General features: G+C 65.3%; 20 protein-coding genes. 7 read left to right on the plus strand and 13 right to left on the minus strand.

Annotation, left to right across the window (positions count from 1 at the left end):
- Window positions 1-87 precede the first annotated feature (87 nt).
- A complete protein-coding gene (locus JQ633_RS04880; protein ID WP_211984102.1) occupies window positions 88-657 on the minus strand; it encodes a class GN sortase in 570 nt (189 codons plus the stop codon).
- A 214-nt stretch (window positions 658-871) separates the two neighbouring features.
- A complete protein-coding gene (locus tag JQ633_RS04885; RefSeq protein WP_433995627.1) occupies window positions 872-3,091 on the minus strand; it encodes a marine proteobacterial sortase target protein in 2,220 nt (739 codons plus the stop codon).
- Window positions 3,092-3,346: 255 nt separating this feature from the next.
- Here JQ633_RS04885 and JQ633_RS04890 point away from each other — a divergent pair, with 255 nt between their 5' ends.
- A complete protein-coding gene (locus tag JQ633_RS04890) occupies window positions 3,347-4,111 on the plus strand; it encodes a helix-turn-helix domain-containing protein (protein ID WP_211983024.1) in 765 nt (254 codons plus the stop codon).
- A gap of 13 nt (window positions 4,112-4,124) precedes the next feature.
- On the opposite strand, the gene JQ633_RS04895 is transcribed toward JQ633_RS04890, so the two are convergent.
- From JQ633_RS04895 to JQ633_RS04905, 3 genes are all read right to left on the minus strand, one after another.
- On the minus strand, window positions 4,125-4,838 hold the full coding sequence (locus JQ633_RS04895) for a DUF1614 domain-containing protein (RefSeq protein ID WP_211983026.1): 714 nt from the start codon (window positions 4,836-4,838) through the stop codon (window positions 4,125-4,127).
- A gap of 759 nt (window positions 4,839-5,597) precedes the next feature.
- A complete protein-coding gene (locus JQ633_RS04900) occupies window positions 5,598-6,818 on the minus strand; it encodes an ABC transporter substrate-binding protein (RefSeq protein ID WP_211983028.1) in 1,221 nt (406 codons plus the stop codon).
- 131 nt (window positions 6,819-6,949) lie between these two features.
- Complete coding sequence (locus tag JQ633_RS04905) at window positions 6,950-8,491, minus strand: acyl-CoA synthetase (protein ID WP_211983030.1); 1,542 nt, start codon at window positions 8,489-8,491, stop codon at window positions 6,950-6,952.
- Between the two features lie 219 nt (window positions 8,492-8,710).
- Here JQ633_RS04905 and JQ633_RS04910 point away from each other — a divergent pair, with 219 nt between their 5' ends.
- From JQ633_RS04910 to JQ633_RS04920, 3 genes are all read left to right on the plus strand, one after another.
- Window positions 8,711-9,847, plus strand: a complete 1,137-nt coding sequence (locus JQ633_RS04910; protein WP_211983031.1) for an acyl-CoA dehydrogenase family protein — start codon at window positions 8,711-8,713, stop codon at window positions 9,845-9,847.
- A 202-nt stretch (window positions 9,848-10,049) separates the two neighbouring features.
- Complete coding sequence (locus JQ633_RS04915; RefSeq protein WP_211983033.1) at window positions 10,050-10,706, plus strand: glutathione S-transferase family protein; 657 nt, start codon at window positions 10,050-10,052, stop codon at window positions 10,704-10,706.
- A 115-nt stretch (window positions 10,707-10,821) separates the two neighbouring features.
- A complete protein-coding gene (locus tag JQ633_RS04920) occupies window positions 10,822-11,628 on the plus strand; it encodes a helix-turn-helix domain-containing protein (RefSeq protein WP_211983035.1) in 807 nt (268 codons plus the stop codon).
- A 34-nt stretch (window positions 11,629-11,662) separates the two neighbouring features.
- Here the strand turns inward: JQ633_RS04920 and JQ633_RS04925 are convergent, their stop codons facing one another.
- Window positions 11,663-12,886 carry an ABC transporter substrate-binding protein gene (locus tag JQ633_RS04925; RefSeq protein WP_211983037.1) on the minus strand — a complete coding sequence of 408 codons (1,224 nt, stop codon included), beginning with the start codon at window positions 12,884-12,886 and terminating at the stop codon, window positions 11,663-11,665.
- Window positions 12,887-13,097: 211 nt separating this feature from the next.
- Here JQ633_RS04925 and JQ633_RS04930 point away from each other — a divergent pair, with 211 nt between their 5' ends.
- The 3 genes from JQ633_RS04930 to JQ633_RS04940 all read left to right on the plus strand — a co-directional run bounded on the left by JQ633_RS04930 (window position 13,098) and on the right by JQ633_RS04940 (window position 17,650).
- Complete coding sequence (locus JQ633_RS04930; RefSeq protein WP_211983038.1) at window positions 13,098-13,964, plus strand: 3-keto-5-aminohexanoate cleavage protein; 867 nt, start codon at window positions 13,098-13,100, stop codon at window positions 13,962-13,964.
- Between the two features lie 93 nt (window positions 13,965-14,057).
- Window positions 14,058-15,674 carry an acyl-CoA carboxylase subunit beta gene (locus JQ633_RS04935; protein WP_211983041.1) on the plus strand — a complete coding sequence of 539 codons (1,617 nt, stop codon included), beginning with the start codon at window positions 14,058-14,060 and terminating at the stop codon, window positions 15,672-15,674.
- On the plus strand, window positions 15,671-17,650 hold the full coding sequence (locus tag JQ633_RS04940) for an acetyl/propionyl/methylcrotonyl-CoA carboxylase subunit alpha (RefSeq protein WP_211983042.1): 1,980 nt from the start codon (window positions 15,671-15,673) through the stop codon (window positions 17,648-17,650). Before JQ633_RS04935 ends, JQ633_RS04940 begins: the two co-directional genes overlap by 4 nt.
- Before the next feature lie 142 nt (window positions 17,651-17,792).
- Here the strand turns inward: JQ633_RS04940 and JQ633_RS04945 are convergent, their stop codons facing one another.
- From JQ633_RS04945 to JQ633_RS04975, 7 genes are all read right to left on the minus strand, one after another.
- On the minus strand, window positions 17,793-18,785 hold the full coding sequence (locus JQ633_RS04945; RefSeq protein ID WP_211983044.1) for an ABC transporter ATP-binding protein: 993 nt from the start codon (window positions 18,783-18,785) through the stop codon (window positions 17,793-17,795).
- Window positions 18,782-19,795 carry an ABC transporter ATP-binding protein gene (locus JQ633_RS04950; protein ID WP_211983046.1) on the minus strand — a complete coding sequence of 338 codons (1,014 nt, stop codon included), beginning with the start codon at window positions 19,793-19,795 and terminating at the stop codon, window positions 18,782-18,784. Before JQ633_RS04950 ends, JQ633_RS04945 begins: the two co-directional genes overlap by 4 nt.
- Window positions 19,795-20,688, minus strand: a complete 894-nt coding sequence (locus tag JQ633_RS04955; protein ID WP_211983048.1) for an ABC transporter permease — start codon at window positions 20,686-20,688, stop codon at window positions 19,795-19,797. The genes JQ633_RS04950 and JQ633_RS04955 overlap by 1 nt, the downstream gene beginning before the upstream one ends.
- Window positions 20,689-20,692: 4 nt before the next feature.
- Complete coding sequence (locus JQ633_RS04960; RefSeq protein ID WP_211983050.1) at window positions 20,693-21,640, minus strand: ABC transporter permease; 948 nt, start codon at window positions 21,638-21,640, stop codon at window positions 20,693-20,695.
- Between the two features lie 36 nt (window positions 21,641-21,676).
- Window positions 21,677-23,275 (minus strand): ABC transporter substrate-binding protein, encoded by a 1,599-nt coding sequence (locus JQ633_RS04965; RefSeq protein WP_211983052.1) that lies wholly within the window; start codon window positions 23,273-23,275, stop codon window positions 21,677-21,679.
- A gap of 434 nt (window positions 23,276-23,709) precedes the next feature.
- Window positions 23,710-24,597, minus strand: coding sequence for a TauD/TfdA dioxygenase family protein (locus JQ633_RS04970; protein ID WP_211983054.1), 888 nt, complete (start codon window positions 24,595-24,597; stop codon window positions 23,710-23,712).
- Window positions 24,598-24,693: 96 nt separating this feature from the next.
- Window positions 24,694-26,244 (minus strand): AMP-binding protein, encoded by a 1,551-nt coding sequence (locus JQ633_RS04975; protein ID WP_211983056.1) that lies wholly within the window; start codon window positions 26,242-26,244, stop codon window positions 24,694-24,696.
- Window positions 26,245-26,269 lie beyond the last annotated feature (25 nt).

Here is a 26,269-nt window from a genome sequence, read left to right on the forward strand (position 1 = left end):
GGGTGGCAACTCACGCGCACGCAAGTCAGGGCATCAGGTCAGGGCATCGCGCGCGCGATATCCCATCTCACGCAAAATTCATGCGCATCAGGAACCGGGTTCGATCAGCGTCGCGTGCAACAGATAGCGCTCGGGCCCCGATGTCAGCGCGTCGAACGGCCAGCAGGTCGACAGCACCAGCTCATGGCGGTCGGTCAGCGGATCGATGCCGGATTGATCGAAGCGGACGATCGAGCTGCCGTCGGCCCGGTAACGGAACGTCTTGCCGTCGCTTCTGGTGACGTCGATCTCGTCGCCGATTGCGACATCCTTCAAGAAGCGAAAGTGGGTGTCGCGATGCGCGGAGTAGACCGCGACGCCGCGCTCGCCGGCATCGACGGTCTGCTCGACATGACCGGGGCCGAATGCCAGCGCCTGGCCGCTGCTGCCGGCGAGCACGATGGTCGACGCATGCAGCCGCTCCACCTCGATCTTCGCCACCGGCCAGGTATCAGCCCAGCTCCACGGCTTGACGGGGTGACCGGTCGCGATGGTGCGGGCAAAGGCGCGCTCCAGCAGCACTTGCGCGAGCAGCGCCTTGGCGTGGATGTAGGTGCCCTGGCCGAACAGGATCAGGCCGAGGAGGGCGAGGACGAGCGGAGTGATCAGGCGGGGCATGTTGTTCGCTTTCGTCATTCCGGGTCGCGAAGCGAACCCGGAAGCTCGAGATTCCCCGATGCGCAATTGCGCATCTGTGGTCTGGTCCTTCGGACCATCCCGGAATGACACTGCGAGAAAAAAGTGGCGCGCGCGGCCCCTGGGGGACGGGTGAGAAAGCCGCGCGCGCTTTTGAAGGAGGAGGTCGGGGGGCACCTTCTCCTTTCATCCGACATCAGTTGGGCATCTGACGTCGGTTGAACACCAGGAGCAGCAGGCTGATCGCGAGCAGGATCATGCCCGCGATCATCTTCAGCTCCGCATCGGTCGCCGTCTTCGGCAGCTGCACCGTGCCGGGCGAAGGCGTCGCCACCGGCACCGGTCGCTTCAGGGCCGCGACCTGCAGCTTGCCGTCGCCGGCCTCGGCGCGGCGCTCGGTCGGCGCAGCCGGCTGCTGCGGACGCTCGCCGAACACTTTCGCAAAGTCCCAGCCGGCGGGCAGGTTGATCGGCAGCTCGGCGAGCTTCAGCGGCTCGCCCGCGGGCCGGCTCGGCGTCTTGTCGACCGCGACGAGGCTGGTCAGCCGCGTCACCAGCTGATGCTCCAGCGCCAGCGCCAGGATGGTCTTGTCGGCATCCTCCGGGCTTGCCTGCCGCGTGGTGCGGGCGACCTCGGCATCGGCGATCTTGCGGCGCGCCCACAGTTTCGACAGGCCCTTGCCTTCGGCGGCGTTCGCCAGCGGCAGCGTCACGCTCCACGGACGGTCGCCGATGCGGCCCTTGATCTCGACCGAGCCGGCGAGCTTGTCGAGCTTGGCGGCCAGCACCAGCGGCTCGTCGCGATAGACGTCGGGCAGCGCCGACGGCGTCAGATCGGCAGTGGCCTCGGAGAATTTCGCCGAGAGGCCGGTCACCGCGGGGTTCTCCAGCTTGGCGAACAGGTCGCGCATCCGCTCGTCGACCTGCTCGACCGAGCCGATATGGGTGAAGGTGCCGCGGCCGAGCTCGGCGGCGCGCGTCATCAGATAGGTGTTCGGCGCCGAGCCGATGCCGACCATGAACACCCGCGAGCGGCCGCGCAGCGCGCTGATGGTCTCGAACAGCTGCTGCTCGTTGCCGATCGCGCCGTCGGTCAGGAACACGACCTGGCGGACGTAGCTCGCATCGTCGCGATTGGTGTCGGAGAGCGCAGCACGCATCGCCGGCACCATCTCGGTGCCGCCGCGGGCTTGCAGCGCGCCGACGAACGAGGTCGCGGTGCCGATATTGCCGCTGTTGGCTGCGACCGGCGCCGGGAACAGCACGTCCATGGTGTCGTCGAAGCGGATCACGTTGAAGCGATCCGCCGGCTGCAGGCGGCCGAGCGCATACATGAGGCTCGCTTTGGCCTGGATGATCGAGGTGCCGCCCATCGAGCCGGAGTTGTCGATCACGAAGATCACTTCGCGCGGCAACGGCTTCTGCTGCGCCTGCTCGACTGAGGGCGGGGTGACGAAGGCAAGCAGATAGTCGGAATTGCCGACATGCTCGCGGAACAGCCCGACCGACGGCGCCTTCTCTGCGGCCGGCTTCCAGCTCAGTTCGAAATCGCTGTCGGCCGGCACCGGGCCTTCGGCCAGCTTGATGACGCGCGTGGCGCTGTCGGGGCTTTCGATCTTGACCTGGTGATGATGGCTCTTCACCTCGCCGAGCGGGAAGCCGGCGTTCAGCCGTACCGTGATGTTGGTCGGATTGATCGGCGCATTCGTGGCAGGATCGAGCACCTCAGGCGTGATGCGGTCGCGATCCGGCACCGGATCGGTATTCGCAGCGCCCCAGCCGTTGCCGTCGGCGCGCAGGTCGACGCTCTGCACCACCGGCTTCGGATTGTAGCGCGGGCCGACCACCATCGGCACCCGCAGCGAGAACTCGTTGCCGTTCTGCTGCACCGGCTCCTGATATTCGATCTGCACCAGCACGGTCTCGCCGGGGCCGATATTGGCCACCGAGTTGGTGAAGATGTTCGGCCGCTCCTGCTCGGTGAGCGCGGCCTTCTGGCCGTTCTGCCTGGCCTGCTCATAGATGGCGCGGGCCTGCTGCTTCTCCTTGATGTCGCCGACCACGACGCGGTTGCCGACCACCATCTTCAGCGTGTCGACCGCGCCGCCGGCGGGCAGCGGGTAGACATAGGTCGCCTCCATCCACTCCTTGGTCGGATTGCGGAAGATCTGGGTGACGCGGGCGCGGACCGTCGGGCCCGACACCGTGAGGTCGACGTCGATGCCGAGCCGCGTCGCATCGGCATAGCCGTCGTCGGTCTTCAGCCGCAGCGAGCCGGAGCGCGCCTCGCTCGGCCGCAACACCGCGTGCTGCGGCTGCTCCGCCGACCACGCCGAATCGAAACTCAGGAACAGCGCGGCAAAGCCGATCACCAGCGCCAGCACGCCTTCCACCAGGAAGAACACCGCGATCCGCATCCGGCGCGACAGGCGGATCCGTGGGCTGCTCTCACATGCATCGTAGATCGTCATCTCATTCACTCCCGAGCGAGGTTTTCGCTGCCTTGCAATCATGGAGAACGGCTCTTTTCGCGCGAGCAGAATGATCGGCAATGATTGGCCGCCGTCAGGCGCGGCCCGCCGGGCCTCGCGGCGGGTTTGTGCGGTTTTGTGATGGATTGTCCGGTCTGCTAGACTGCGCAAATCACAGGGGGAATCGCCCAAGGGAGCCCGATGCCGACGCCGGACAAGCAGCTTTCCGCCGAGCTGAGCCGACAGGTGGCCGAGACCATTCGCGAGGAGATCGCGCGCCGCCGCATCTCGCGGCAGACACTGGCCGAGCAGGCCAAGCTCAGCCTCTCCACGCTGGAGAAGGTGCTCGGTGGCCGCCGCCCGTTCACGCTGGCGACCACCGTGCGGCTGGAGCAGGCGCTTGGCGTCCCCCTGCGCAAGCTGCCTGACACCGTGACGATCGCGCCACCGTCCAATGGCGACGTCGCGCCCGACAGTCTCGGTTCCTATGTGCGTCGCGCGGTGGCGCGGATCGAGGGCACCTACGTCACGGTGCGGCCGTCTTTCGGCGATCGCGACGCGATCTATGCCTATTGCACCGTGATCGCCTGGGACGAGACCGCCTCGGCGCTCGGGTTTCGCGAGAGTGAGCGGCAGGATGCCGATTACACCCAGTTCGGCGAGGTCGCGGTGCCCAACGAATCAGGCTTCGTCTATCTCGTCACCAACCGGCACGGCCAGCACCGCGTCATCACGGTGTCGCGGCCGCGCAATTCCGGCGAGATGTACGGCATCATCACCACCCTGCTGGCCGGACGCGGTGCGGTGTTGACGCCGATCGCGGCTCCGATCGCGTTGCTGCCGATCAGGAACATTTCCAATCCCACCTTCGGGCGGATCACGTCCGACGATACGAACCACAAGGCCTATCGCGAGCACCTGCGGCGCACGATCGACGAGCCGTTTGCGATTTTGCTGCAAGCGTGATCCGGCAGTCGAGCTAGTACGCCGGCCGCGGCTTGGCCGGAGCGGCGATGCCGGCGATCAGCACCGCGAGAATGCCGGTGAGAAACACGCCGTCGAACGTGCCGGCCCCGCCGATCGAGGCGATCGGCGCGCCGAGGCTGCCGATCTTGTCGAGGTTGAGCAGGTCGGCGCCGAGCAGCGTGCCCATCGAGCCGCCGATATAGGCCAGCGGCGCGGCATATTCGCGGGACAGCAGCAGCGCGAGGATGGCTGTCGCCATCACGGGTACGAACACGGGAACGGCGATCCCCATGCCCGCCACCGGCGTCGCGCTGGCATGCACGATGGCGGCGATGACGATGGTCGCGATGGCTGCCCGCAGCCAGAGCTGATAGCGCAGGACGAGGTAGGCGGACATCAGCGCGGGGATCACCGCGCCGCCGATATTCACCGCGAGGATCGTGCTCGGCGAATCCAGGAACGGCACCACATAGCGCATGCCGAAGAAGTCGACGATTTCTCCGGCTTGCGCCGGCGGTCCCTGCAGCACCGTCAGGGGAATGTTGAAATAGCTGCCGATCAGCGAGCCGAACAACAGCAGCATCGCAGCGCCCGGACTGACGCCGAGCCGCAGATACGCATATCTGAAGATGCCCAGCTGGATCAGGATCAGCAGCATCACAGCCGCGAGCACGAGGATCGAGAAGAACCCCGGCGTCAGCGGCAGATAGTGAATGTGGGAATGCATGGGTTTGGCAGTCCGGCTTCGGCTCGGCCCCACCTTGTTAGGTGGGAGTTTCCGGGCAGGACCACAAGCACATTGCCAATTCGTCACCTTCCGAGTCCCGTCATCCTGATGAGGAGCCGCACAGCGGCGTCTCGAAGGATGCACGGCCCGACTGGTGGCCGTCGACCCTTCGAGACGCCGCTGCGCGGCTCCCCAGGGTGACGGGTTGGAGAGCGGCGCAGCACATCCAGTGTCGTCCCGGCGAAAGCCAGGACCCATAACCACCTGATCTGGTTGTGAACGGGACCGCGGCCCCAGCCTCATGCGACGATTGATATCTGGGGTAATGGGTCCTGGCTTTCGCCAGGACGACGCGTGGGAAATGCTCCCGCGCGGTTGCGACTCTGCGATGCCAGTCCCGTCATCCTGAGGAGCGCGGAACGCGCGTCTCGAAGGATGCACGGGCCCCGATGCGTCGACGCGGCAAGAGCCGGGCCGTCGACCCTTCGAGACGCCGCTTCGCGGCTCCTCAGGGTGACGGATTGAACAGCGGTGCAACATATCCGGTGTCGTCCTGGCGAAAGCCAGGACCCATAACCACCGAACGTTATTGTTGTGCAGCGTTGGGCCACAGCTCGCTTCAACAATCTGACCCTGTGGTTATGGGTCCCGGCCTGCGCCGGGACGACACTGGATGTTTGGGCCGCTCGTGAGCCACACTCAAACAACGAAGCCGCCCGAATGGGCGGCTTCGCGGTATCGTGAAGTTCGGCTGCAGCCCTAACCGCCGGTCTCCGCGCTGATGATGTCCCCAAACAGCTCCCACTGGCCGTTCTTGAAGCGCATCATCTTGAGTTGCTCGATCGGGGCGAAGTCGGTTGAGCTGGTGTTGACGCGGATGCCGGGGATCAGCGTGTCGGGCGTGAAGTCCTTCAGGCTGGCGGCCTGCTTCATCACGTTTTCGCGGGTGAGGTTGTCGCCGGACTGCTTCAGCACCTGCACCATGGTCTGCGCCGCGGCGTAGCCATAGACCAGGTTGGCGTCGGAGATATTGGCGCCCGGCATGTACTTGTCGATGAAGGCCATGAACTTCTTCATGCCCGCGTCGTCCTTCCACTGCGGATCGGACGCGTCCTTCAGATAGCCGGCGGACAGCACGCCTTCGCTCGCCTCGAGGCCGGCGGGCTTCATCACGGCACCGATCGAGATCGAGACGTCGGTCATCACCTGCATCGGCTTCCAGCCGAGCTCGGCGATCTTCTTGATCGCCTGCGCCGCGAATTTCGGCGTCGCGATGTTGACGAACACGTCGGCGCCGGTGTCCTTCAGCTTGACGATGTGGGAATCGATCGACGGCTCGGTGGTCTCGTAGCTCTCCTCGGCGACGATCTTGGCGCCGGACTTGTCGAGGACCTCCTTGAGGCCGACCAGGTAGTCCTTGCCGAAATCGTCATTGGCATAGAAGATCGCGACCTTGGCATCCGGCTTGGCTTTCAGGATGTACTTGCCGAAGATCCGCGCCTCGACGCGGTAGCTCGGCTGGAAGCCCATCGTCCACGGGAAATCCTTCGGATCGTTCCACTTGCTGGCGCCGGTGGCGAGGAACAGCTGCGGCACCTTCTTGGCGTTGTGATACTTCTGCACCGCGGTCTGGGTCGGCGTGCCCAGCGCGTTGAACACCAGGAACACCTCGTCGCTCTCGATCAGCTTGCGGATCTGCTCGACGGTCTTCGGCGGCGAGTAGCCGTCGTCATAGGAGATCCAGTTGATCTTGCGGCCGTTGATGCCGCCCTGGTCGTTGATCATCTTGAAATAGGCTTCCTCGGTCTTGCCGATGATGCCGTAGGCGGAGGCGGGGCCGCTATAGGCCTCGACATTGCCGATCTTGATCTCGGTGTCGGAGGCGCCGGTGTCGTATTTCTTTTGCGCAAAGGCCGCCTGGGTGGAGAGCAGGCAGAGTGCCGTGGCGGCGGCCAGCAGCGATATTTTTTTCGTTTTCATAAAGGCAATTTCCTCGATTTGATTTTGGTTGGGGACTTACGCAACGAACCCGCAGCCGGTCCCGGCAGACGGACACGGGGCAGCTCATTTATCCCGGCGAGATCAGGCAAACGCGAGACACGTTTGCGCCATCACGCCGCGGTATCGGTCGGCTTCGGCTGGCTGAATTGCTGCCGCAGGGTCGGCTTATGAATTTTGCCCGTTGCGTTGCGCGGCAGGGCGTCGACAAATTCGATCATGCGCGGGCATTTGAACCGCGCCAGATTGGCCTGGCAGTGGGCGTGGATCTCCGCCGCGGCCAGCGCATGGCCCGGCTTGACCGCGACGATCGCCATGCCGACCTCGCCCCATTGCTCGCTCGGGATGCCGATCACAGCCGCCTCGGCGACCGCCGCCAGCTGATGCAGCACGCTCTCGACCTCGGCCGGATAGACGTTCTCGCCGCCGGAGATGTACATGTCCTTCCAGCGGTCGACGATGTAGTAGAAGCCGTCCTCGTCCATCCGCGTGGCATCGCCGGTGTGCAGCCAGCCGTCGGTGAAGGAGGCGGCGTTGGCATCTGGCCGGTTCCAGTAGCCCGGCGTGATGTTCGGCCCCTTGACCCAGAGTTCGCCAAGCTCGCCGACCGCAGCATCCGTGCCGTCCGGCCGCACGATGCGAACCTCGGTGTGCAGCACCGGCTTGCCGGAGGAGCCGGCCTTGCGCGCGGCATCCTCGCGGTCGAGCACCATCACCGCCGGAGAGGTCTCGGTCATGCCGTAGCCCTGCTGCAGCGCGACGCCGCGCGCCTCCCAGGTTTTGAGCAGCGGCACCGGCATCGGCGCGCCACCGACGCCGCCGACGATCAGGCGGCTGAAATCCGCGGTGGCAAATGCCGGATGCTGCGACAGGAACTGGTAGATCGAGGGCACGCCGAAGAACACGTTGATGCCCTGCGCGGGATTGCTGATCAGCTTCAGCGCCTCGGCGGGTTCGAACACGCGCATGATCAGCACCGTGCCGCCGGCATGCAGCACCGGGTTGGTGTAGCAATTCAGCCCGCCGGTGTGGAACAGCGGCAGCACCGTGAGCAGCACCGACGACGGCGAGATGCAGGCCGGGCCGCCGAGATTGACGCAGTTCCAGAACGTCATCCCATGCGTGATGATCGCGCCCTTGGGCTGGCCCGTGGTGCCCGAGGTGTACATGATGGTCGAGATGTCATCGAGGGTGACCTGCTCGAACCGCTCCAGCGGTGTGGCTGCAGCAATGCCGGCCTCGTAGGTCCCGCCGGGGCCGAACCGCATTGTGGAAGCGACATTGCAGAGCTTGGCCACCGCCAGCGCCGTCTCGGCGAGATCATCGTCATGGATCATCACCTTCGGCGAGGCGTCGCCGACGATGTAGTGCAGTTCGGGCACGGTGAGGCGGGTGTTGAGCGGCAGGAACACCGCGCCGATCCGGAAGCAGGCGAATTGCGCCTCCAGTGTATCCGTGGTGTTCAGCGCCAGCACCGCGACGCGGTCGCCGCCGGCGACCTTGAGTTGGTCGCGCAGATGGGCCGCAAGCCGCGAGACGCGGTCGTCCAGTTGCGCATAGGTGAAGCTGCGCCCGCTGGCGAGATCGACCAGCGCGACCTTGTCGGATGCACGGCGGCGATGATGCGCGATCCAGTCGTAGTAACGAACCGGCAAGTGTCCCTCCTCCGGGAGCGGCAGTCTTGGCGCCGCCTGCTCCTGGTTCGATTGGTGCTATGAACTGGCAGTGGAGGCGCCGCGGCAGGATACTGTCTTGCGTTTAGTGGCTGGCGCATGCGCCGGACCGGGTGGCCGCCCTGAGGGCAGCCACTCGACGCAAGTGAGCGGGGTGAAATCCGGACATCGTCCGGGGCAGGAATCAACGGAGCAAGGCGAATGGCAAACCCGTTCTACACCAGCGAGCACGAGGCGTTTCGCGAGGTGATGCGCCGCTTCGTTGCGAAGGAAATCGAGCCCTTCGCCCACCAGTGGGACGAGGCCGGTGAGTTTCCGCGCGAGCTCTATGCCAAGGCGTCGGAGATCGGGCTGCTGGGGCTGGGTTTCCCGGATGAATATGGCGGGATCGCCGCCGACCAGTTCATGAAGATCGTGGCCTCGCAGGAACTGGCGCGGGCCGGCGCCGGCGGCGTCTCGTCCAGCCTGATGAGCCACACCATCGGCTCGCCGCCGATCGCGCGCGCGGCGCGGCCGGAGGTGAAGGCGCGGGTGCTGCCGGAGGTGCTGGCGGGCCGGAAGATCTCGGCGCTCGCGATCACCGAGCCGAGCGGCGGCTCCGATGTCGCCAATCTGCGCACCAAGGCGCGGCGCGAGGGGGACCATTATATCGTCAGCGGCGAGAAGACGTTCATCACCTCGGGTATGCGCGCCGACTATCTGACGGTCGCGGTGCGCACCGGCGGCGAGGGGCCGAGTGGCGTCAGCCTGCTCCTGATCGAGGGCGACACGCCCGGCCTCTCCCGCACCAAGCTGAAGAAGATGGGCTGGTGGGCCTCCGATACCGCGACCTTGCATTTCGACGAGTGCCGCGTGCCCGTCGAAAACCTGATCGGCGAGGAGGGGCAGGGCTTCAAGATCATCATGCAGAACTTCAACAGCGAGCGGATGGGCATGGCGGCGAGCTGCACCGCCTATGCCCGCGTCTGCCTCGACGAGGCGATCGCCTATGCCAAGGAGCGCAAGACCTTCGGCAAGCCGATCGCGCAACACCAGGTGATCAGGCACAAGATCGTCGACATGGCGCAGAAGGTCGCGGCCTCGCAGGCGATGCTGGAAATGCTGGCGTGGCGGCTCGGGCAGGGTGAGAGCCCGGTTGCCGAGATCTGCATGATGAAGAACCAGGCCACCCAGACCATGGCGCACTGTGCCTCCGAGGCGGTGCAGATCTTCGGCGGCGCCGGCTTCATGCGCGGCGTCAAGGTCGAGCGCATCTACCGCGAGGTCAAGGTCAACGCCATCGGCGGCGGCACCGAGGAGATCATGAAGGATCTGGCGTCACGGCAGATGGGATTGTGACGCCTTACCCTGAGGTGGGCGAGGGGGCTTTCACGATTTCGGAATATTGGAAGAATATTGCTGAGTTGCCCGACGTGTCAAGTGGCCGTGCGGACCGCCGACAGCCCCGCCAGCTACTTTGCATGGGGTTGTTTTCGGTGTTTTGGCAGTATCATGCCGCGCTGCTGCGACGGCGGGGTTCGAAGAAGAGGGAAACGGCCTGATGATCACGCTCTATCACTGCGACGCCGCGCGCTCGTTCCGTCCGCTGTGGATGCTGGAGGAGCTCGGGCTGCCCTATGAGCTGAAGATGCTGCCGTTCCCGCCGCGCGTCTTCGCCAAGGAGTATCTCGGCCTCAATCCGCTCGGCACCATCCCGTTCATGATCGACGGCGAGACGAAGATGACCGAATCGTCCGGCATCTGCCATTACCTCGGTACCAAGTATGGGCCGACGCCGTTGATCGTCGGCCTCGACGAACCGGCCTATGGCGCGTTTCTGAACTGGATGTATTTCTCCGACGCGACGCTGACCTTCCCGCAGACGCTGGTGCTCCGCTACAGCCAGCTCGAGCCGGAGGAGCGGCGCAACCCGCAGGTCGCCGGCGACTACGCAAAATGGTTCCTCGGGCGCCTGCGCGCGGTCGAGGCGGCGATCGCGAATTCGGAATTCCTCTGCGCCGGCCGCTTCACCGCCGCCGATATCGCCAACGGCTATGCGCTGCGCCTCGCCGACAATATCGGGCTCGCCAAGGATTTCGGGCCGAATGCCGCGGCCTATTGGGCCCGCCTGCAGCAGCGCGACGGTTTTCGCCGCGCGGTCGCGGCGGAGCAAAAAGCCGGGGTAGAACAGAACGTTGCGCCGCGGGCGCGGCCGTAGTCGGCCGTCATTCCGGGGAACCGCGAGACGGACGTCTTGCGTCGGTGACAGCCTCCGAATTTGCGCTATGGTAGCCGCCGCAGCGGCCAAAAGAGCCGCGCGAGGAGGATACGCCATGGATGCACAGAGCCAGGATTCCGGGCACCGGATGCTGATCACGCCGGAGCGGGTGTTCTATGCCGGCCTGCTCGGCCGCCCGCGCGAGCGTTGTCCGGGCGCCTTCCACGTCTATGTCGCGATCCGCGACGGGCTGCATCTCTCCACCAGCGACGGCCAGCAGGCGCGTGGCGAGCTCGCCGTCACCATGCCGAACCTGCGCCACACCATCACCAGCGAATATCGCGCGGCGATCTGCGTCGCGATCGAGCCGGAGAGCGTGCCCGACGGCACGCTGGAGGCGGTCGCGCGTCGCCTGCAGGGGCCGGACTGCGGCCTGTTCGCCAACCGCATCCGCGCCGCCTATGCGACGCTCGCCGAGATGCAGTATCGCGACGCGATCTCGAATGCCGAGTTCGACACCATGTGCTTCGGCGATGCGCTGCCACAGCGCGTGCTCGATCCGCGCGTGGTGCGTGCGATTCTCCGCATCGGCCAGTTTTCCGGCGAGCCGGTGACGGCGGCCGGCTGCGCGGCCGAGGCCGGATTGTCGCCATCGCGTTTCCTGCATCTGTTCAAGGAGGAGACCGGGATCTCGTTCCGCTCCTTCCGCGCCTGGAAGCGCGCGCGGCACCTGCTGCACTTCGCCAACCAGGACATCAACCTCGCGCATCTCGCGCAGGACATCGGCTATCCCGATAGCACGCATTTCAGCCACTCGATCCGCCGCTTCTACGGCCTGAAGCCGCGCGCGATCTTCTCGGGCTCGCGCGACCTTGCGATCTATCGGGCCGGGCAGGTGGTGAGCGAGCCGGTGCTGACCTAGCAACCGTCGTCGTCCCGGCGAAGGCCGGACGACGTTAAAGATTCGGGCCCTGGATCACCTCGCCGAAGCGCAGCCAACCGTTGCCCTCGATCCGCTGCAACTGAAGCTGCTGCAGCGGGTGATGGTTGGTCGGACTGGTGTTGACGCGAATGCCGGGCAGCAGCGTAGGGGACTCGACGTCCCTGAGATTGTTCGCCTGCGCCATGATGTTGTCGCGGGTGAAATTGCCCTTGCACTGATCGAGCACGATCTTGAGCACGCCCGCCACCATGTAGGCGTAGACGTTGTACCCTTCCTTCGGATTGCCGTCGGGGAAGTACTTTTCCATGAAGGCAAGATAATCCTTTACGCCGGGGTCATTGGCCCAGGCCGGGTCGGCGACGTCCTTGACATAGGCCGATGAGATTGTGCCTTGCGCCTTGTCGAGGCCGACAGGCACGATGGTCGATGACAGCGAGGCGGCGCCGCTGGCGATGAAATGCATCGGCTTCCAGCCGAGCTCGTAGATCTTGCGGATCGACTGCGCGCAGAATTTTGCCGTCGTGCCCGAGATCAGCACGTCCGGATTGCTGCCGCGCAGGGTGACGATCTGCGAATCGATCGTCGGATCGGTGACTTCGTGCGAGGCCACCACCACTGCGGTTGCGAACTTCTCGCCCAGCACGTCCTTGGCGCCGGCGACGAAATCCTTGCCGAGGTCATCGTTCTGATAGAGCACCGCGAACTTCGCGTTCGGATTCTGGTTTAGTGCATGTTTGACGAACACCTGCGCCTCGGTGCGCGCGCTCGGTGCAAAGCCCATGGTCCAGGGATAGGTCTTGTAGTCGCCCCATTTGTCGCCGTTCACCGACAGGAACAGATGCGGGACCTTCGCGGCGTTGATGTATTTCACCACGGCCGAGTTCGGCGCAGTGCCGAGCATGTTGAACAGGAAGGCGACATTGTCGCTCTCGATCAGGCGGCGCACCTGCTCGACCGTCTTCGCCGGATTGAACGCGTCGTCGTAATAGATGTACTTGATCTGCCGCCCGGCGATGCCGCCCCGCTCGTTGAGCATCTTGAAATAGGCTTCCTGGCAGCGCGCCTGAACGCCGAGCGCCGACACCGGGCCGCTCAGCGAGGTCGTGCTGCCGATCCTGATTTCGGTCGCGGTAACGCCCGGTGTCTCTTCGGCGAGCGAAGGACGGATGCCGGCGAGTGCGGTGAGGCCGGCGCCTGCAGCGCCCGTGAGCCACGTGCGGCGGTTGATCGAGACCATGACGTCCTCCCCCGATGCCGGCTTGTTTGTGCGGCCTTTGCTTGCGGCAGAGGTTACGCGCCGGTGCCGCTCTGCGTCTTGTGTTAACCGGCTGATGCTCCGCGCGGCCTGAGCGCGGGCGGGTAGCCAGTCAACGCAAGATGACGACAAGACAAATTTCCCATCATGGGAAATCGGCAGCGCTTTCGCGCTGCAACCGGGACAAGCGAACATGAACGACAAGGCCGTCATCACCTGCGCGCTGAACGGCGTGCTCACCGATCCGAAGCAGCACAACGTCCCGGTGACGCCGGAACAGATGGCGCGCGAGGCCAAGGCCGCGTTCAACGCCGGCGCCAGCATCATGCATATCCATCTGCGCCAGCAGGAGCCGAACAAGGGCCACCTGCCGTCCTGGGAGGTCGGCGTCAGCAAGGAGATCCAGCAGGCGATCCGCGAGGCCTGCCCCGGCGTGATCATCAATCACACTACCGGCACGTCTGGGCCGAACTATCAGGGCGCGCTCGATTGCGTGCGCGAGACGAAGCCCGAGATCGCGGCCTGCAACGCCGGCTCGCTGAACTATCTCAAGGTGAAGGCCGACAACACCTGGGCGTGGCCGCCGATGATGTTCGACAACGCGGTCGAGAAGGTGCAGGACTATCTCGACGTGATGAAAGAGGCCGGCACGATCCCCGAGTTCGAATGCTTCGACGTCGGTATCGTGCGCTGCGTCGGCATGTACCGGCAGACCGGCATGTATTCCGGTCCGCTCGAGTATAATTTCGTGATGGGCGTCGCGTCGGGCATGCCGGCCGATCCGGAGCTGCTGCCGATCCTCTTGAAGCTGAAAGCGCCGGACGCGCATTGGCAGGTCACCGCAATTGGCCGCGCCGAGATCTGGCCGCTGCACCAGCGTGCCGCCGATCTCGGCGGCCATCTGCGCAGCGGGCTGGAGGACACGTTCTATCTCGGCGACGGCACCAAGGTGACGTCGAACGGGCAACTGGTCGAGGCGCTGGCCGCGTGTGCGCGTAGAGCTGGGCGGGAGATTGCGAGTCCGGCGGAGGCGCGGACGATTTTTGGAGTGAGACACTAGTCGTCGTTCCGGGGCGATGCGAAGCATCGAACCCGGAACCTCGAGATTCCGGGTTCACGCTTCGCGTGCACCGGAATGACGCGGAAAGATCGAATGCCCATCATCGAAAACACCATTGCCACCGGCAGTGCCGCCTACCTCGCCAATCGCGACGGCATGCTGGCCCTGATTGCGCGGATGCGCGCGCTGGAGGAACGCACGCGCGCGGCCTCGGCTGCGGCAAAGGACCGCTTTCACAAACGCGGCCAATTGCTGCCGCGCGAGCGCGTTGCGCTGGTGCTCGATCCCGGTTCGCCGTTCCTCGAACTGTCGACGCTCGCCGGCTACATGTTCGACGTCGCGGATGCCGACAAGAGCGTGCCCGGCGGCGGCCTCGTCGCGGGCATCGGCTTCGTCTCCGGCATCCGCTGCATGGTCAGTGCCAACGACGCCGGCATCGATGCCGGCGCGCTGCAGCCATACGGCCTCGACAAGACGCTGCGGGTGCAGGAGCTTGCGCTGGAGAACAAGCTGCCTTACGTGCAGCTGGTCGAGAGCGCCGGCGCCAATCTGCTGCGCTACCGCGTCGAGGATTTCGTCCGCGGCGGCAACATCTTTCGCAATCTGGCGCGGCTGTCGGCGGCGGGCCTCCCGGTCGTCACCGTGACCCACGGCTCGTCGACCGCGGGCGGCGCCTATCAAACGGGCCTCTCCGATTACATCGTGATGGTGCGCGGCCGCACCCGTGCGTTCCTGGCGGGACCGCCGCTGCTCAAGGCCGCGACCGGCGAGATCGCGACCGAAGAGGAGCTCGGCGGCGCCGAGATGCACACCTCGATCTCCGGCCTCGGCGACTATCTCGCCGAGGACGACCGCGACGCGCTCCGCATCGCGCGCGACATCATGGCCAAGCTGCCCTGGGACCGGCCGGGCCATGCGCAGGATTCATTCAAGCCGCCGCGCTATGACGCGGAGGAGTTGCTCGGCATCATGCCGATGGACCACAAGCGTCCGGTCGACATGCGCCAGGCGATCGCACGTTTCATCGACGATTCCGACTTCACCGAGTTCGGCGCCAATTACGGCCCGGCGACGGTGTGCGGCCATGCCCGCATCGAGGGCCACGCCATCGGCATCATCACCAACAACGGTCCGCTCGATGTGCCCGGCGCCAACAAGGCGACGCATTTCATCCAGGCCTGCTGCCAGTCGCGCACGCCGATCCTCTACATGAACAACACCACCGGCTACATGGTCGGCAAGGCCTATGAAGAGGCCGGCATGATCAAGCACGGCTCAAAGATGATCCAGGCCGTGACCTCGGCGACGGTGCCGCAGATCACGCTGTATTGCGGCGCCTCGTTTGGCGCCGGCAATTACGGCATGTGCGGCCGCGGTTTCCATCCGCGGTTCTGCTTCTCCTGGCCGAATGCCAAGACCGCGGTGATGGGCGGCGAGCAGGCCGCCGAGACTATGGCGATCGTCACCGAGGCGGCGGCCGCGCGGCGCGGCAAGTCGGTCGAGAAGGAGAAACTGGAGGCGATGAAGGCGCAGATCGTCGGCGTGTTCGACGGGCAGATGGACGTTTTCTCGACCAGCGCCCGCGTGCTCGACGACGGCGTGATCGATCCGCGCGATACCCGCACAGTGCTCGCCGAGGTGCTGTCGATCTGCCGTGAGGCGGAGGCACGCAACCCGCAGCGCATGCAGTTCTCGGTGACGCGGCCATGAGCGGGGCGGAAGTGAAGCGGACGCCGTTCTTCAAGATCCTGATCGCCAACCGCGGCGAGATTGCGCTGCGCATCATGCGATCAGCGCGGCGGCTCGGCTATGGTGTGGTCGCGGTGTATTCCGATGCCGACCGCGATGCGCTGCATGTCCGTGAGGCCGATTCTGCGGTGCGGATCGGCGAGGCGCTGCCGGCACAATCCTATTTGAACATCGACACGATCATCGCCGCGGCCAAGACCAGCGGCGCCGGCGCGGTGCATCCCGGCTACGGCTTCCTCGCCGAGAACGAGGATTTCGCGCAAGCCTGCCGCGATGCCGGGCTGGTCTTCATCGGCCCGTCGCCAGAGGCGATCCGCGCGATGGGCAACAAGGCCGGCGCCAAGGATATCATGCAGAAGGTGGGCGTGCCCTGCGTGCCCGGCTATCAGGGCGCCGACCAGAGCGATGCCGCGATGCTGACGGAAGCCAAAGCGATCGGCTTTCCCGTGATGATCAAGGCGGTCGCCGGCGGCGGCGGACGCGGCATGCGGCTGGTGGCGGACGCGGCGGCGTTTCCGGATGCGCTGCGCAGCGCACGTTCAGAGGCGCAGGGTGCGTTCGGCGATCCTACCGTGATCCTCGAGCGCGCCATCGTCGATCCCCGTCACATCGAGATCCAGGTGTTCGGCGATCGCCATGGCAACGCGATCCATCTCGGCGAGCGGGATTGCTCGGTGCAGCGGCGGCACCAGAAGCTGATCGAGGAAGCGCCGTCGCCGGCCGTGACGCCGGAGCTGCGGGCGCGGATGGGCGCGGTCGCGGTGCAGGCCGTCAACGCGATCGGCTACGAGGGCGCCGGCACGCTGGAATTTCTGCTCGATCGCGACGGGCATTTCTACTTCATGGAGATGAACACGCGGCTGCAGGTCGAGCATCCCGTCACCGAGGCGATCACCGGGCTCGATCTCGTTGAACTGCAGCTTCGCGTCGCGCGCGGCGAGCCGCTCGGTTTGACGCAGGAGGACATCAGCTTCTCCGGCCATGCCATAGAGGTGCGGCTGTGCTCCGAAGATGCCTGCCATGACTTCATGCCGCAATCGGGACGGATGGCGCGCTGGCAGATGCCTGATGGCATCCGCGTCGAGCACGCGCTGCAATCCGGCTCGGAGATTCCGCCGTTCTATGATTCGATGATCGCCAAGGTCATCAGCCATGGCGCGACCCGTGACGAGGCGCGCGGCAGACTGATCTGCGCGCTGGAGCAGGTGATGGCCTTCGGCGTTACCACCAATCAGGGGTTCCTGATCGATTGTCTGCGCCATCCGGTGTTCGCCAGGGGTGAGGCGACCACCGCCTTCATCGGTACCAATCGCGATGCGTTGCTGGCACCGAGCGCCGATCGCGGCAGCGACATCGCGCTGGCGGCGCTGCTGCTCTACGTCACCCATCCGGATGCGCCGCTATGGCGGCGCGGCCGGTCACTGTCGGCCACGTTCCCGCTCGGCCTGCGGATCGACCTTGGCCATGGCGTGCAGGAGATCGAGATTTGTCGCGAGCGCGACGGCAGCTATGTCGCGGCCCGTAACGGTGACCGGTTCGGCTTCGAGATCGACGAGCTCGGTGAGGATCACATCCGCTTCCGCCATGACGGCCTGATGGATTCGGCAAAGTTCCTGCGCGACGGTGATCGGCTCTTCGTCCTGCATCGCGGCGTGACGCTGACGGTGCGCGATCTCACCCTCGCCCCGCCGGAGAGCGCCGCGGCCGCCGGCGGTGACGGCAAGGTCCGCGCCGCCATGAACGGCCGCGTCGTCGCGGTGCTGGTCAAGGCCGGCGACCAGGTCGCGGCCGGCCAGCCGGTGATGACGCTGGAGGCGATGAAGATGGAGCACGTCCACACCGCCGGCGTCGCCGGCACGGTGTCGGCGATCGATGTCGCCGAGGGCGAGCAGGTGACGACGGGGAAGATCGTGGTGGAGATTGAGGCCGCGGCATAGCCGCATAACGAGTGTCGTCCCGGCGCAGGCCGGGACCCATACTCCGCAGCGCACGTTGTGAACGGCACTCGCCGTTCCACCGGTATGCAACGATCAACGGTCGTGGTTATGGGTCCCGGCCTTCGCCGGGACGACGGCGGGGTTATTCCGCGCGCCCCGTGCCGTCATTCAGCCAGCACGCGACCTGATGCGCTGTCCCGGCGTCATTCAGCACCGGCCGCTCGGTCTTGCAGCGGTCGAACGCGTAGCGGCAGCGGGTGTGGAAGGCGCAGCCGGAGGGCGGGTTGATCGGGCTCGGCACGTCGCCGTCGATCTGCGGCGCGAGGCGCTTGGCCTTGGGGTCGGCGATCGGCACCGAGGCGAGCAGGGCCTGGGTGTAGGGATGGCGTGGATTGGCGAACAACTCGCTCTTGTCGGCGATCTCGACGATGCGGCCGAGATACATCACGGCGACGCGATGGCTGATATGGGCGACGACGGCGAGGTCGTGTGCGATGAACAGATAGGAGAAGTTCTGCTCGCGCTGCAGGTCGATCAAGAGATTGATCACCTGCGCCTGGATCGAGACGTCGAGCGCGGACACCGGCTCGTCGCAGACGATCAGCCGCGGCCCGAGCGACAGCGCGCGCGCGATGCAGATGCGCTGGCGCTGGCCGCCGGAAAATTGATGCGGAAAGTTCTTCATCTGGTCGGGCCTTAAGCCCACCTGCTGGAACAACTCCGCGACCCGCTCCTGCTTCTTTGTGCCGGTCGCGAGGCCATGCACGCTCAAGGGTTCGCCGACGATGTCGCCCGCGGTCATGCGCGGGTTGAGCGAGGCGAACGGATCCTGGAACACGATCTGCATCGAACGGCGATATGGCCGCAACGCGGACTTGCTGAGCGGCGCGATATCCTCGCCATCGAGCTTGATCGCGCCGCTGGTCGGCTCGACCAGCCGCAGCACGGTGCGGGCAACCGTCGACTTGCCGCAGCCGGATTCGCCGACCAGGCCGAGCGTCTCGCCGGCGCCGAGGGAAAAGCTGACGCCGTCGACCGCATGCACGGTGCCGACCTGGCGACGCAGCACGCCGCCGCGCACCGCGTAGTGCTTGACGAGATCGGTGACCTCGAGGAGCGGCCGCTGCCCGGTCATGACGCCTCCGCCATCTCGCCGGCGCGCCAGCATGCCGCCCAGTGATTGCTCTTGATCTCGGCCAGCGGCGGATATTCCTGCCGGCAGCGGTCGACCGCCAGCTTGCAGCGTGGCGCGAACGCGCAGCCCGGCGGCAGCTTCGTGAGCGACGGCACCATGCCGGGGATTTCGGTCAGCCGCGCATCGGTCTTGGCGCCGAGTGCGATCACCGCCGGCATCGAGGCCATCAATCCGCGCGTGTAGGGGTGCAGCGGCGTTTCGAACAGCGCCTCGACCGTGGCTTCCTCGACCTTCTTGCCGGCATACATCACGATCACGCGCTGCGCGGTCTGCGCGACGACACCGAGGTCGTGGGTGATCAGGATCAGCCCGGTGCCGAGCCGCTTCTGCAGGTCGACGATCAGCGCGAGGATCTGCGCCTGGATGGTGACGTCGAGCGCGGTGGTCGGTTCATCGGCGATCAGCAGCACCGGACGGCAGGCCAGCGCCATCGCGATCATCGCGCGTTGGCGCATGCCGCCGGAGAGCTGGTGCGGATACTCCTGCGCACGCCGCTCCGGCTCCGGGATCCGCACCAGCCGCAGCATGTCGACGGCCTGCTTCCAGGCCTCCTTGCTGCTGACATTCTGATGCAGCCGCACTGCCTCGATGATCTGGTCGCCGATCCGCATCACCGGATTGAGCGAGGTCATCGGCTCCTGGAAGATCATCGAGATGCGGTTGCCTCTGATGTCGCGCATCGCAGCATCGTCGAGCTTGAGCAGGTCGGTGCCCTCGAGCGTCACCGAGCCGCCGACGATGCGGCCGGGCGGATCGGGCACCAAGCGCATGATCGACAGCGCGCTGACGCTCTTGCCGCAGCCGGACTCGCCGACGATCGCCAAGGTCTCGCCGCGGCGGACCGAGAACGAGACGTCGTCGACGGCGCGGAACAGGCCGGAATTGGTGAAGAACACCGTCTGCAGGTTCTTCACGTCGAGAACCGTCTCGGTCGCCTGGGTCTCGCTCATCAGCCGCGCTGCCTCGGGTCGAGGATGTCGCGCAGCGCATCGCCGAACAGATTGGTGCCGAACACCGCGAGGCTGATGGCGATGCCCGGGAAGATCACCAGCCACGGCGCGACGCGGACATATTCGGCGGCGGATTCCGACAGCATGCGGCCCCAGGACGGATACGGCTCGGGAATGCCGAGGCCGAGGAACGACAGCGACGCTTCGGTCAGGATGGTCGAGCCGAGCTGCGCGGTGGCCAGCACGATCAGCGGCGCGATGGTGTTCGGCAGCACATGGCGCAGCGCGATCCGCATCTCGCTCATGCCGATCGACTTGGCGGCTTCCACGAACGGCTGCTCGCGCAGCGCCAGCGTGTTGGCGCGGATGACGCGGGCAACCGTCGGGATCAGCGGAATCGCGATCGCGAGTATCACGTTCTGCAGCGACGGGCCGAGCGCCGCGGTCATCACCAGCGCGAGCACCAGCAGCGGCAGCGATTGCAGGATGTCGGTAACGCGCTGGAACACCAGGTCGACCCAGCCGGAGAGATAGCCGGAGGTGAGCCCGACGATCACGCCGAGGGTGGCGCCGAGTGCCGTCGAACCGATGCCGACCGCGAGCGAGATCCGCGCGCCGTGGATGATGCGGCTCCAGACGTCGCGGCCGAACGAATCAGTGCCGAACCAGTGCAATGCCGAGGGCGGCGCGAGCCGGTGCGCGGAATCGACGCTGAGCGGGTCGTAGCGGCTGATCAGATCGGCGAACAGAGCCGTGCAGACGAACAGCACCATGATCGTCAGGCCGACGGTGCCGAGCACATGGCGCTGCGCCAGGAAGGCAAACCGTCCCCAGCCGGTGGTGGCATTGGCCCCGGCACGTCGCAGTTCGCTATCGAAATTGATCGTGGCCAAGAGGTCAGTCCCCAAACCGGATGCGCGGGTCGATCGCGGCATAGAGCATGTCGACGATGAAGTTCATGACCACCACGACGACCGCGATGAACATCACGAGGTTCTGCACGATCGGGTAGTCGCGCCAGCGCAGCGCCTCGACCAGGAAGCGGGCGATGCCGGGGATGTTGAACACGGTCTCGGTGACGATCAGGCCGCCGATCAGGAACGCGGCCTCGATGCCGATCACGGTGATGACCGGCAGCACCGCGTTCTTCAGCGCGTGGTGATAGTTCACCGAGGCCTCTGAAGCGCCCTTGGCGCGCGCAGTGCGGATGTAGTCCTGGCGCAGGATCTCCAGCATCGAGGAACGCGTGATGCGCATGGTGAGCGCGGCGCTGCGGAAGCCGACTGCCGCGGCCGGCACGGCATAGATGGTGAAGGCTTCGAACCAGGTCTTCGGGTTCGGGTTGAAGATCGGCATGGTGCCGAACATCGAGACCGAGGCCATCAGGATCAGGAGACCGAGCCAGAACGAGGGCAGCGACAGGCCGCTGAGGCTGACGACGCGCAGCGCATAGTCGAGCTTCGTGCCCTGATGCACGGCGCTGATCACGCCGAGCGGAATACCGATCGAGGCGGAGAACAATAACGCCAACCCCGCCAGCCGCGCCGTGATCGGGATCCGCGGCAATATTTCCTGCAGAGCTGGCTTCTCCGAGACGTAGGAATAGCCGAGGTCGCCGTGCAGGAGGCCGCCGATCCAGCTGAGATACTGCATCACGATCGGCTGGTTGAGACCAAGCTCGCGCTCGAGATTGGCCTTGTCGGCGGGATCGACATAGCCGGCGGCAGCGAACAGGATATCGACGATGTTGCCGGGCACCACGCGCAGCAACACGAAGATGATCACCGAGATCCCGAACAGGGTCACGAGCATCAGGAATAGGCGCCGGACGATATAGGCAAACACCCTTGGCTCTCTCCCTTTGCCGCTGCGCCGCGCTTGTTACTTGTCCAGCCAGACGTCTTCGTAACGATAGCCGTTATACGAGCTGTTTGACATCACCGTGATGTTCTTGACGTAGGGCTGCCAGCAGGTGCCGGTCCGGGCGTGGAAGATGATCGGGCGGGCGACATCCTCCTGCAGTTTCTTGTCGATCTCCCAGACCAGCTTCTTGCGCTTCTCGACATCGGTCTCTTCCGACTGCTTGTCGAACAGCTTCTCGATGTCCTTGTTGCAGTAGTTGGTGTAGTTGCGCTCCGAGCCGCAGGCATAGTTCTCGTAGAACGACTGGTCCGGATCGTCGACGGCGTTACCGGTCAAATTGAGCCCGAGCGAATAGTCCTTGCGCGCGACCTTCGGGAACCACTGCGCGGTATCGACGACGTCGAGCTCGGCGTCGATATAGATGCTCTTGAGCTGGTCGATCAGGATGATGGCGGGATCGCGGTAGACCGCGATGTTGCGCGTCGACACCTTGAGCTGCAGATGCTTGTCGGGGCCGTAGCCGGCCTTCTGCATCAGCTTGCGCGCTTCTTCGCGATTCTGCTCGATGTTCGGGCCATAACCGGGGATCGATTCCAGCATCTCCTTGGGCATCGCCCACAATCCTTGCGGCGCCGGCTCCATGGTGCCGCCGATATCGCCCTGGCCCTCGAACATGATCTGGATGAAGGCCTTGCGGTCGAGCGCCAACGCCAGCGCGCGGCGGACGTCGATATTGTCGAACGGCGGCGAGGTCGAATTGATGATGATGTTGGTGGAGACGTTGTTCGGCTCCACCACGCAGACGGCGTTCGGCGCCTGCGACTTGACGTCCTTGAGCAGCGGGATCGAGACCTCAGTCGGGAACGTCATGTCGAACTTGCCAGACACGAAACCCAGGATGGCGGTCGAGCGGTTGGTGATGATGGTGAACTCGATGCCGTCGAGATAAGGCAGGCCCTTCTTGAAGTAATCCGGGTTCTTGACGAGCTTGATCGACTCGTTGGCCTTGAACTCGACGAATTTGAACGGGCCGGTGCCGACAGGCTTGGTGCGCATCTCCGCCGGCGAGACGTGGCACGGATAGATCGGCGTGTAGCCCGAGGCGAGCAGCGACAGCAGCGCCGGCTGCGGCCGCTTCAGCTTGAACGAGGCCTCATAGTCGCCGTTGGTGGTGACCTCCTCGACCTGGTCGTACCAGGACTTGCGCGGGTTCTGCCGGAACTTCTGCTGCGACTTGCCCATCAGCATGTCGAAGGTGCATTTGACGTCGGCCGCGGTGAACGGCTTGCCGTCGTGCCATTTCACGTCCTTGTGCAGCTTGAAGGTCAGCGTCTTGTTGTCCGCGCTCCACGCCCAGCTCTCCGCGAGCTCGGGCCTGATCGTGGAGACGCTGTTCTGGGCGATATGCTGGTCGAAGATGACGAGGTTGTTGAAGATCGGCATGAACGGAACGTTCAGCGAATAGGTCGCGCCCTCGTGGATCGAGGCACTGCCGGGGCTGTCGCGGTGGTAGATTCTTAAAGAACCGCCCGATTTCGGCTCGCCGTTCGCATATGAAACGTCGCTGATCGCCAGCAAAGACAACACCGCGACGGCCAGCGCTTGCACGCTCCGCATAGTCCCCTCCACAAAATTCGGTCTCAATGGCCGATTGGCATCGACGATACCACGGTGAGGCTCTTGGGCAACCGGCCAAGGCCGCATGGGGATTGGCAATTCGGATGACGTGCGAGCATTAAAATTTCCATCGACCGGGAATAATGAGGTGCATGCGCGGAACTCAGGTTTGTTTTGCTATGCAGCGACGGATTTCCGTTCGCATGCGGTGACGAATGATGATGAGCTTCATTGCGACCAGCGACAGTTTGCCGCCGATCATCCGGCATAGCCAACTATTTCCCCGTCATCCTGTGGAGGCCGCGAAGCGGCCGTCTCGAAGGATGAATTGGCCGCCGGCCGGGCCGTGCATCCTTCGAGACGCGCTTCGCGCTCCTCCAGCGACAAAGGCGAAGCCTTTGCGCGGGGATGACGGGGAAGCAGGATCACCAGCATCACTCCGCCGCCTGCGATGACGGCGGGGTGACGCTCCCAACGCCGTCGGCATCGCTCGCCGAGATCGTGGTGCGGATCATCAGGCGGCCCTCATGCGCCGGCCAGGGGCGGCCGCGATGCATGGTGGCGCGGTTGTCCCACATCACGACGTCGCCCTGCTTCCATGGATGCAGATAGCTGACCCCGGGCGCGGTCGCGGCTTCGGTCAACTGCTCGATCAGCGCCTTGCCCGCCGCGGCGTCCATGCCCTCGACACCATAGGCATGGGAGGCGAGATAAAGCGCGCCGCGGCCGTTGACCGGATTGCGCCAGACCATGCGCCAGCATACCGGCGGCAGCGCGTCGACCTCCTCGGTCGTTGCAAGCCCGGTAGCGACCTTGCTGCGCGAATGCGCGTAGGAGTGCCAGGCGAAGGAATTTTCCAGCCGCTTCGCGAGGTCCTTGTCGAGCCGCTCGAAGGCGAGGCGGGTCGAGACGAATTCCGTCTCGCCGCCATGCTCGGGGATGATGCGCGCCGAGAGGATCGAGGTCAGCGCCGGCGTGCGCTTGAACGAGGAATCGGTGTGCCAGAGCTGGTTCGCCTTCGCGCGCAGCTGCTGGCGGTGATCCGACGGCACCACCTTGCCGTCGGAGCCGAAGGTCGAGAGGATCACGAAATGCGACCCGGTGCCCATCGAGCCGACCTTGGTCACCTCGGGCGGGCCGAAGCGTCGGGAGAAGGCGAGCTGGATATCGTCGCTGACCTCCTGGCCGCGGAACACCAGCACCGAGTGCTCCTCGAACGCGGCGCGCACCGCCGCATAGGCGGCATCGCTGGCGGCGACATCGGCGAGGCTGACGCCGCGCAGTTCGGCGCCGAAGCCCGGAGACAGCGGGATCACGTCCATCGGCAAATCCTCCGTTTTCTTTATCGTTGCGCCGAGCCTATGGCAGCGGCCGACCGGCCGCAAACTCGTCAGGCGCGGAGCTGATGCGCGTCTCCATCACACGATGCGCGAGGTCTTGTTGCCCCAGTAGCGGTCACGCAGCAGCCGCTTGTAGAGCTTGCCGGTCGGCAGCCGCGGCAGCTCGGCCTCGAAATCGACCGAGCGCGGCACCTTCTGCCGCGACAGCGACTGCGCGCAGAACGCGATCAGCTCCTCGGCAAGTTCCGGCCCGGGTGCGATGCCGTCGGCCGGCTGCACCACCGCCTTCACCTCTTCGCCGAGATCGACATTGGGCACGCCGAACACCGCGGCGTCCGCGACCTTGGGATGGGTGATCAGCAGGTTCTCGCATTCCTGCGGATAGATGTTCACGCCGCCGGAGATGATCATGAAGGTGGCGCGATCGGTGAGATAGAGGAAGTTGTCGTCGTCGACATAACCGACGTCGCCGACCGTGCTCATGCTGCCGTCCGCCGAGCGCGCCTCGGAGGTCTTGGCCGGATCATTGAAATATTCGAAGGCCGATCCGGTCTTGAACCACACCGTGCCGGGCGTGCCTTTGGGACACGGCTTCATGTTCTCATCGAGGATATGCAGGTCGCCGAGCAGCACCCTGCCGACGGTGCCGCGATGCGCCAGCCACTCCTCGCTGTTGCAGGCGGTGAAGCCGAGACCTTCGGTGGCGCCGTAATATTCGTGGATGATCGGGCCCCACCATTTGATCATGTCGTCCTTGACCAGCGCCGGGCAGGGCGCCGCGGCATGGATCGCGATCTCCAGCGACGACAGGTCGTAGCGGCTGCGGACCTCCTCAGGCAGCTTGAGCATGCGCGAGAACATGGTCGGCACCAGCTGGGAGTGGGTGATACCCCATTGCTGCACCAGCTGCAGATAGCGCTCCGGATCGAAGCTCTCCATGATGACGACGGTGCCGCCCATCCGGATGGTGAGATTGACCGCGGCCTGCGGCGCCGAGTGATAGAGCGGCGCGGGGGACAAATAGACCATGCCCTCGCGGTAGTGCCAGAGCTTGGTCAGGAAATCGAACAGCGGCAGGTTTTCTGACGGCGGCTGCTCCGGCAGCGGCCGCAAAATGCCTTTCGGACGGCCGGTGGTTCCCGACGAATACAGCATCGCAGTGCCGGCGAATTCGTCGGCGATCGGCGTCGACGGCAGGCCGGCGGTCGCCTGCTCGAGCCCGACGATGCGATCGCTCTCGCTGTTGCCGTCGACCACGATGCAGAGCTCGACCTGCGGGCACTCCTTCAGCGCCTCGCGCGCGATGTCGAGCTTCAGCTTCGAGGTGATCAGGATCCGCGACTGGCTGTTGGTGAGGATATAGGCGAGTTCGCTCGGGGTGAGGAAGGAATTGACGCAGGTGAAGTAGAGGCCGGCACGCTCGCCGGCGCCGCAGGCCTCGAGGTAGCGGTTGTTGTTCTCCATGAAGATCGAGTAGTGGTCGAGCCGCTTCATCCCGTGCTTGCGGAACAGATGCGCGAGGCGGTTGTTGCGCGCCTCCAGCTCGCGATAGGTGACGATCTCGCCGGTGCCGGCCATGATGAAGGCGGGCTGCAGTGGACGCAGATAAGCATGCTTGCCGGTGTACATCGAACCTCAGATCCCCCCGTTGCTC

Origin of the sequence: Bradyrhizobium tropiciagri, from assembly GCF_018130505.1 — a bacterium.
GTDB classification, from domain to species: domain Bacteria; phylum Pseudomonadota; class Alphaproteobacteria; order Rhizobiales; family Xanthobacteraceae; genus Bradyrhizobium; species Bradyrhizobium tropiciagri_B.

What these genes read in the sequence shown, in the direction of transcription:
- JQ633_RS04880 (WP_211984102.1), bottom strand. Translation starts at nt 657, where the DNA reads ATGCCCCGCCTGATCACTCCGCTCGTCCTCGCCCTCCTCGGCCTGATC.
- JQ633_RS04885 (WP_433995627.1), bottom strand. Translation starts at nt 3,091, where the DNA reads ATGCGGATCGCGGTGTTCTTCCTGGTGGAAGGCGTGCTGGCGCTGGTG.
- JQ633_RS04890 (WP_211983024.1), top strand. Translation starts at nt 3,347, where the DNA reads ATGCCGACGCCGGACAAGCAGCTTTCCGCCGAGCTGAGCCGACAGGTG.
- JQ633_RS04895 (WP_211983026.1), bottom strand. Translation starts at nt 4,838, where the DNA reads ATGCATTCCCACATTCACTATCTGCCGCTGACGCCGGGGTTCTTCTCG.
- JQ633_RS04900 (WP_211983028.1), bottom strand. Translation starts at nt 6,818, where the DNA reads ATGAAAACGAAAAAAATATCGCTGCTGGCCGCCGCCACGGCACTCTGC.
- JQ633_RS04910 (WP_211983031.1), top strand. Translation starts at nt 8,711, where the DNA reads ATGGCAAACCCGTTCTACACCAGCGAGCACGAGGCGTTTCGCGAGGTG.
- JQ633_RS04915 (WP_211983033.1), top strand. Translation starts at nt 10,050, where the DNA reads ATGATCACGCTCTATCACTGCGACGCCGCGCGCTCGTTCCGTCCGCTG.
- JQ633_RS04920 (WP_211983035.1), top strand. Translation starts at nt 10,822, where the DNA reads ATGGATGCACAGAGCCAGGATTCCGGGCACCGGATGCTGATCACGCCG.
- JQ633_RS04925 (WP_211983037.1), bottom strand. Translation starts at nt 12,886, where the DNA reads ATGGTCTCGATCAACCGCCGCACGTGGCTCACGGGCGCTGCAGGCGCC.
- JQ633_RS04930 (WP_211983038.1), top strand. Translation starts at nt 13,098, where the DNA reads ATGAACGACAAGGCCGTCATCACCTGCGCGCTGAACGGCGTGCTCACC.
- JQ633_RS04935 (WP_211983041.1), top strand. Translation starts at nt 14,058, where the DNA reads ATGCCCATCATCGAAAACACCATTGCCACCGGCAGTGCCGCCTACCTC.
- JQ633_RS04940 (WP_211983042.1), top strand. Translation starts at nt 15,671, where the DNA reads ATGAGCGGGGCGGAAGTGAAGCGGACGCCGTTCTTCAAGATCCTGATC.
- JQ633_RS04945 (WP_211983044.1), bottom strand. Translation starts at nt 18,785, where the DNA reads ATGACCGGGCAGCGGCCGCTCCTCGAGGTCACCGATCTCGTCAAGCAC.
- JQ633_RS04950 (WP_211983046.1), bottom strand. Translation starts at nt 19,795, where the DNA reads ATGAGCGAGACCCAGGCGACCGAGACGGTTCTCGACGTGAAGAACCTG.
- JQ633_RS04965 (WP_211983052.1), bottom strand. Translation starts at nt 23,275, where the DNA reads ATGCGGAGCGTGCAAGCGCTGGCCGTCGCGGTGTTGTCTTTGCTGGCG.
- JQ633_RS04970 (WP_211983054.1), bottom strand. Translation starts at nt 24,597, where the DNA reads ATGGACGTGATCCCGCTGTCTCCGGGCTTCGGCGCCGAACTGCGCGGC.
- JQ633_RS04975 (WP_211983056.1), bottom strand. Translation starts at nt 26,244, where the DNA reads ATGTACACCGGCAAGCATGCTTATCTGCGTCCACTGCAGCCCGCCTTC.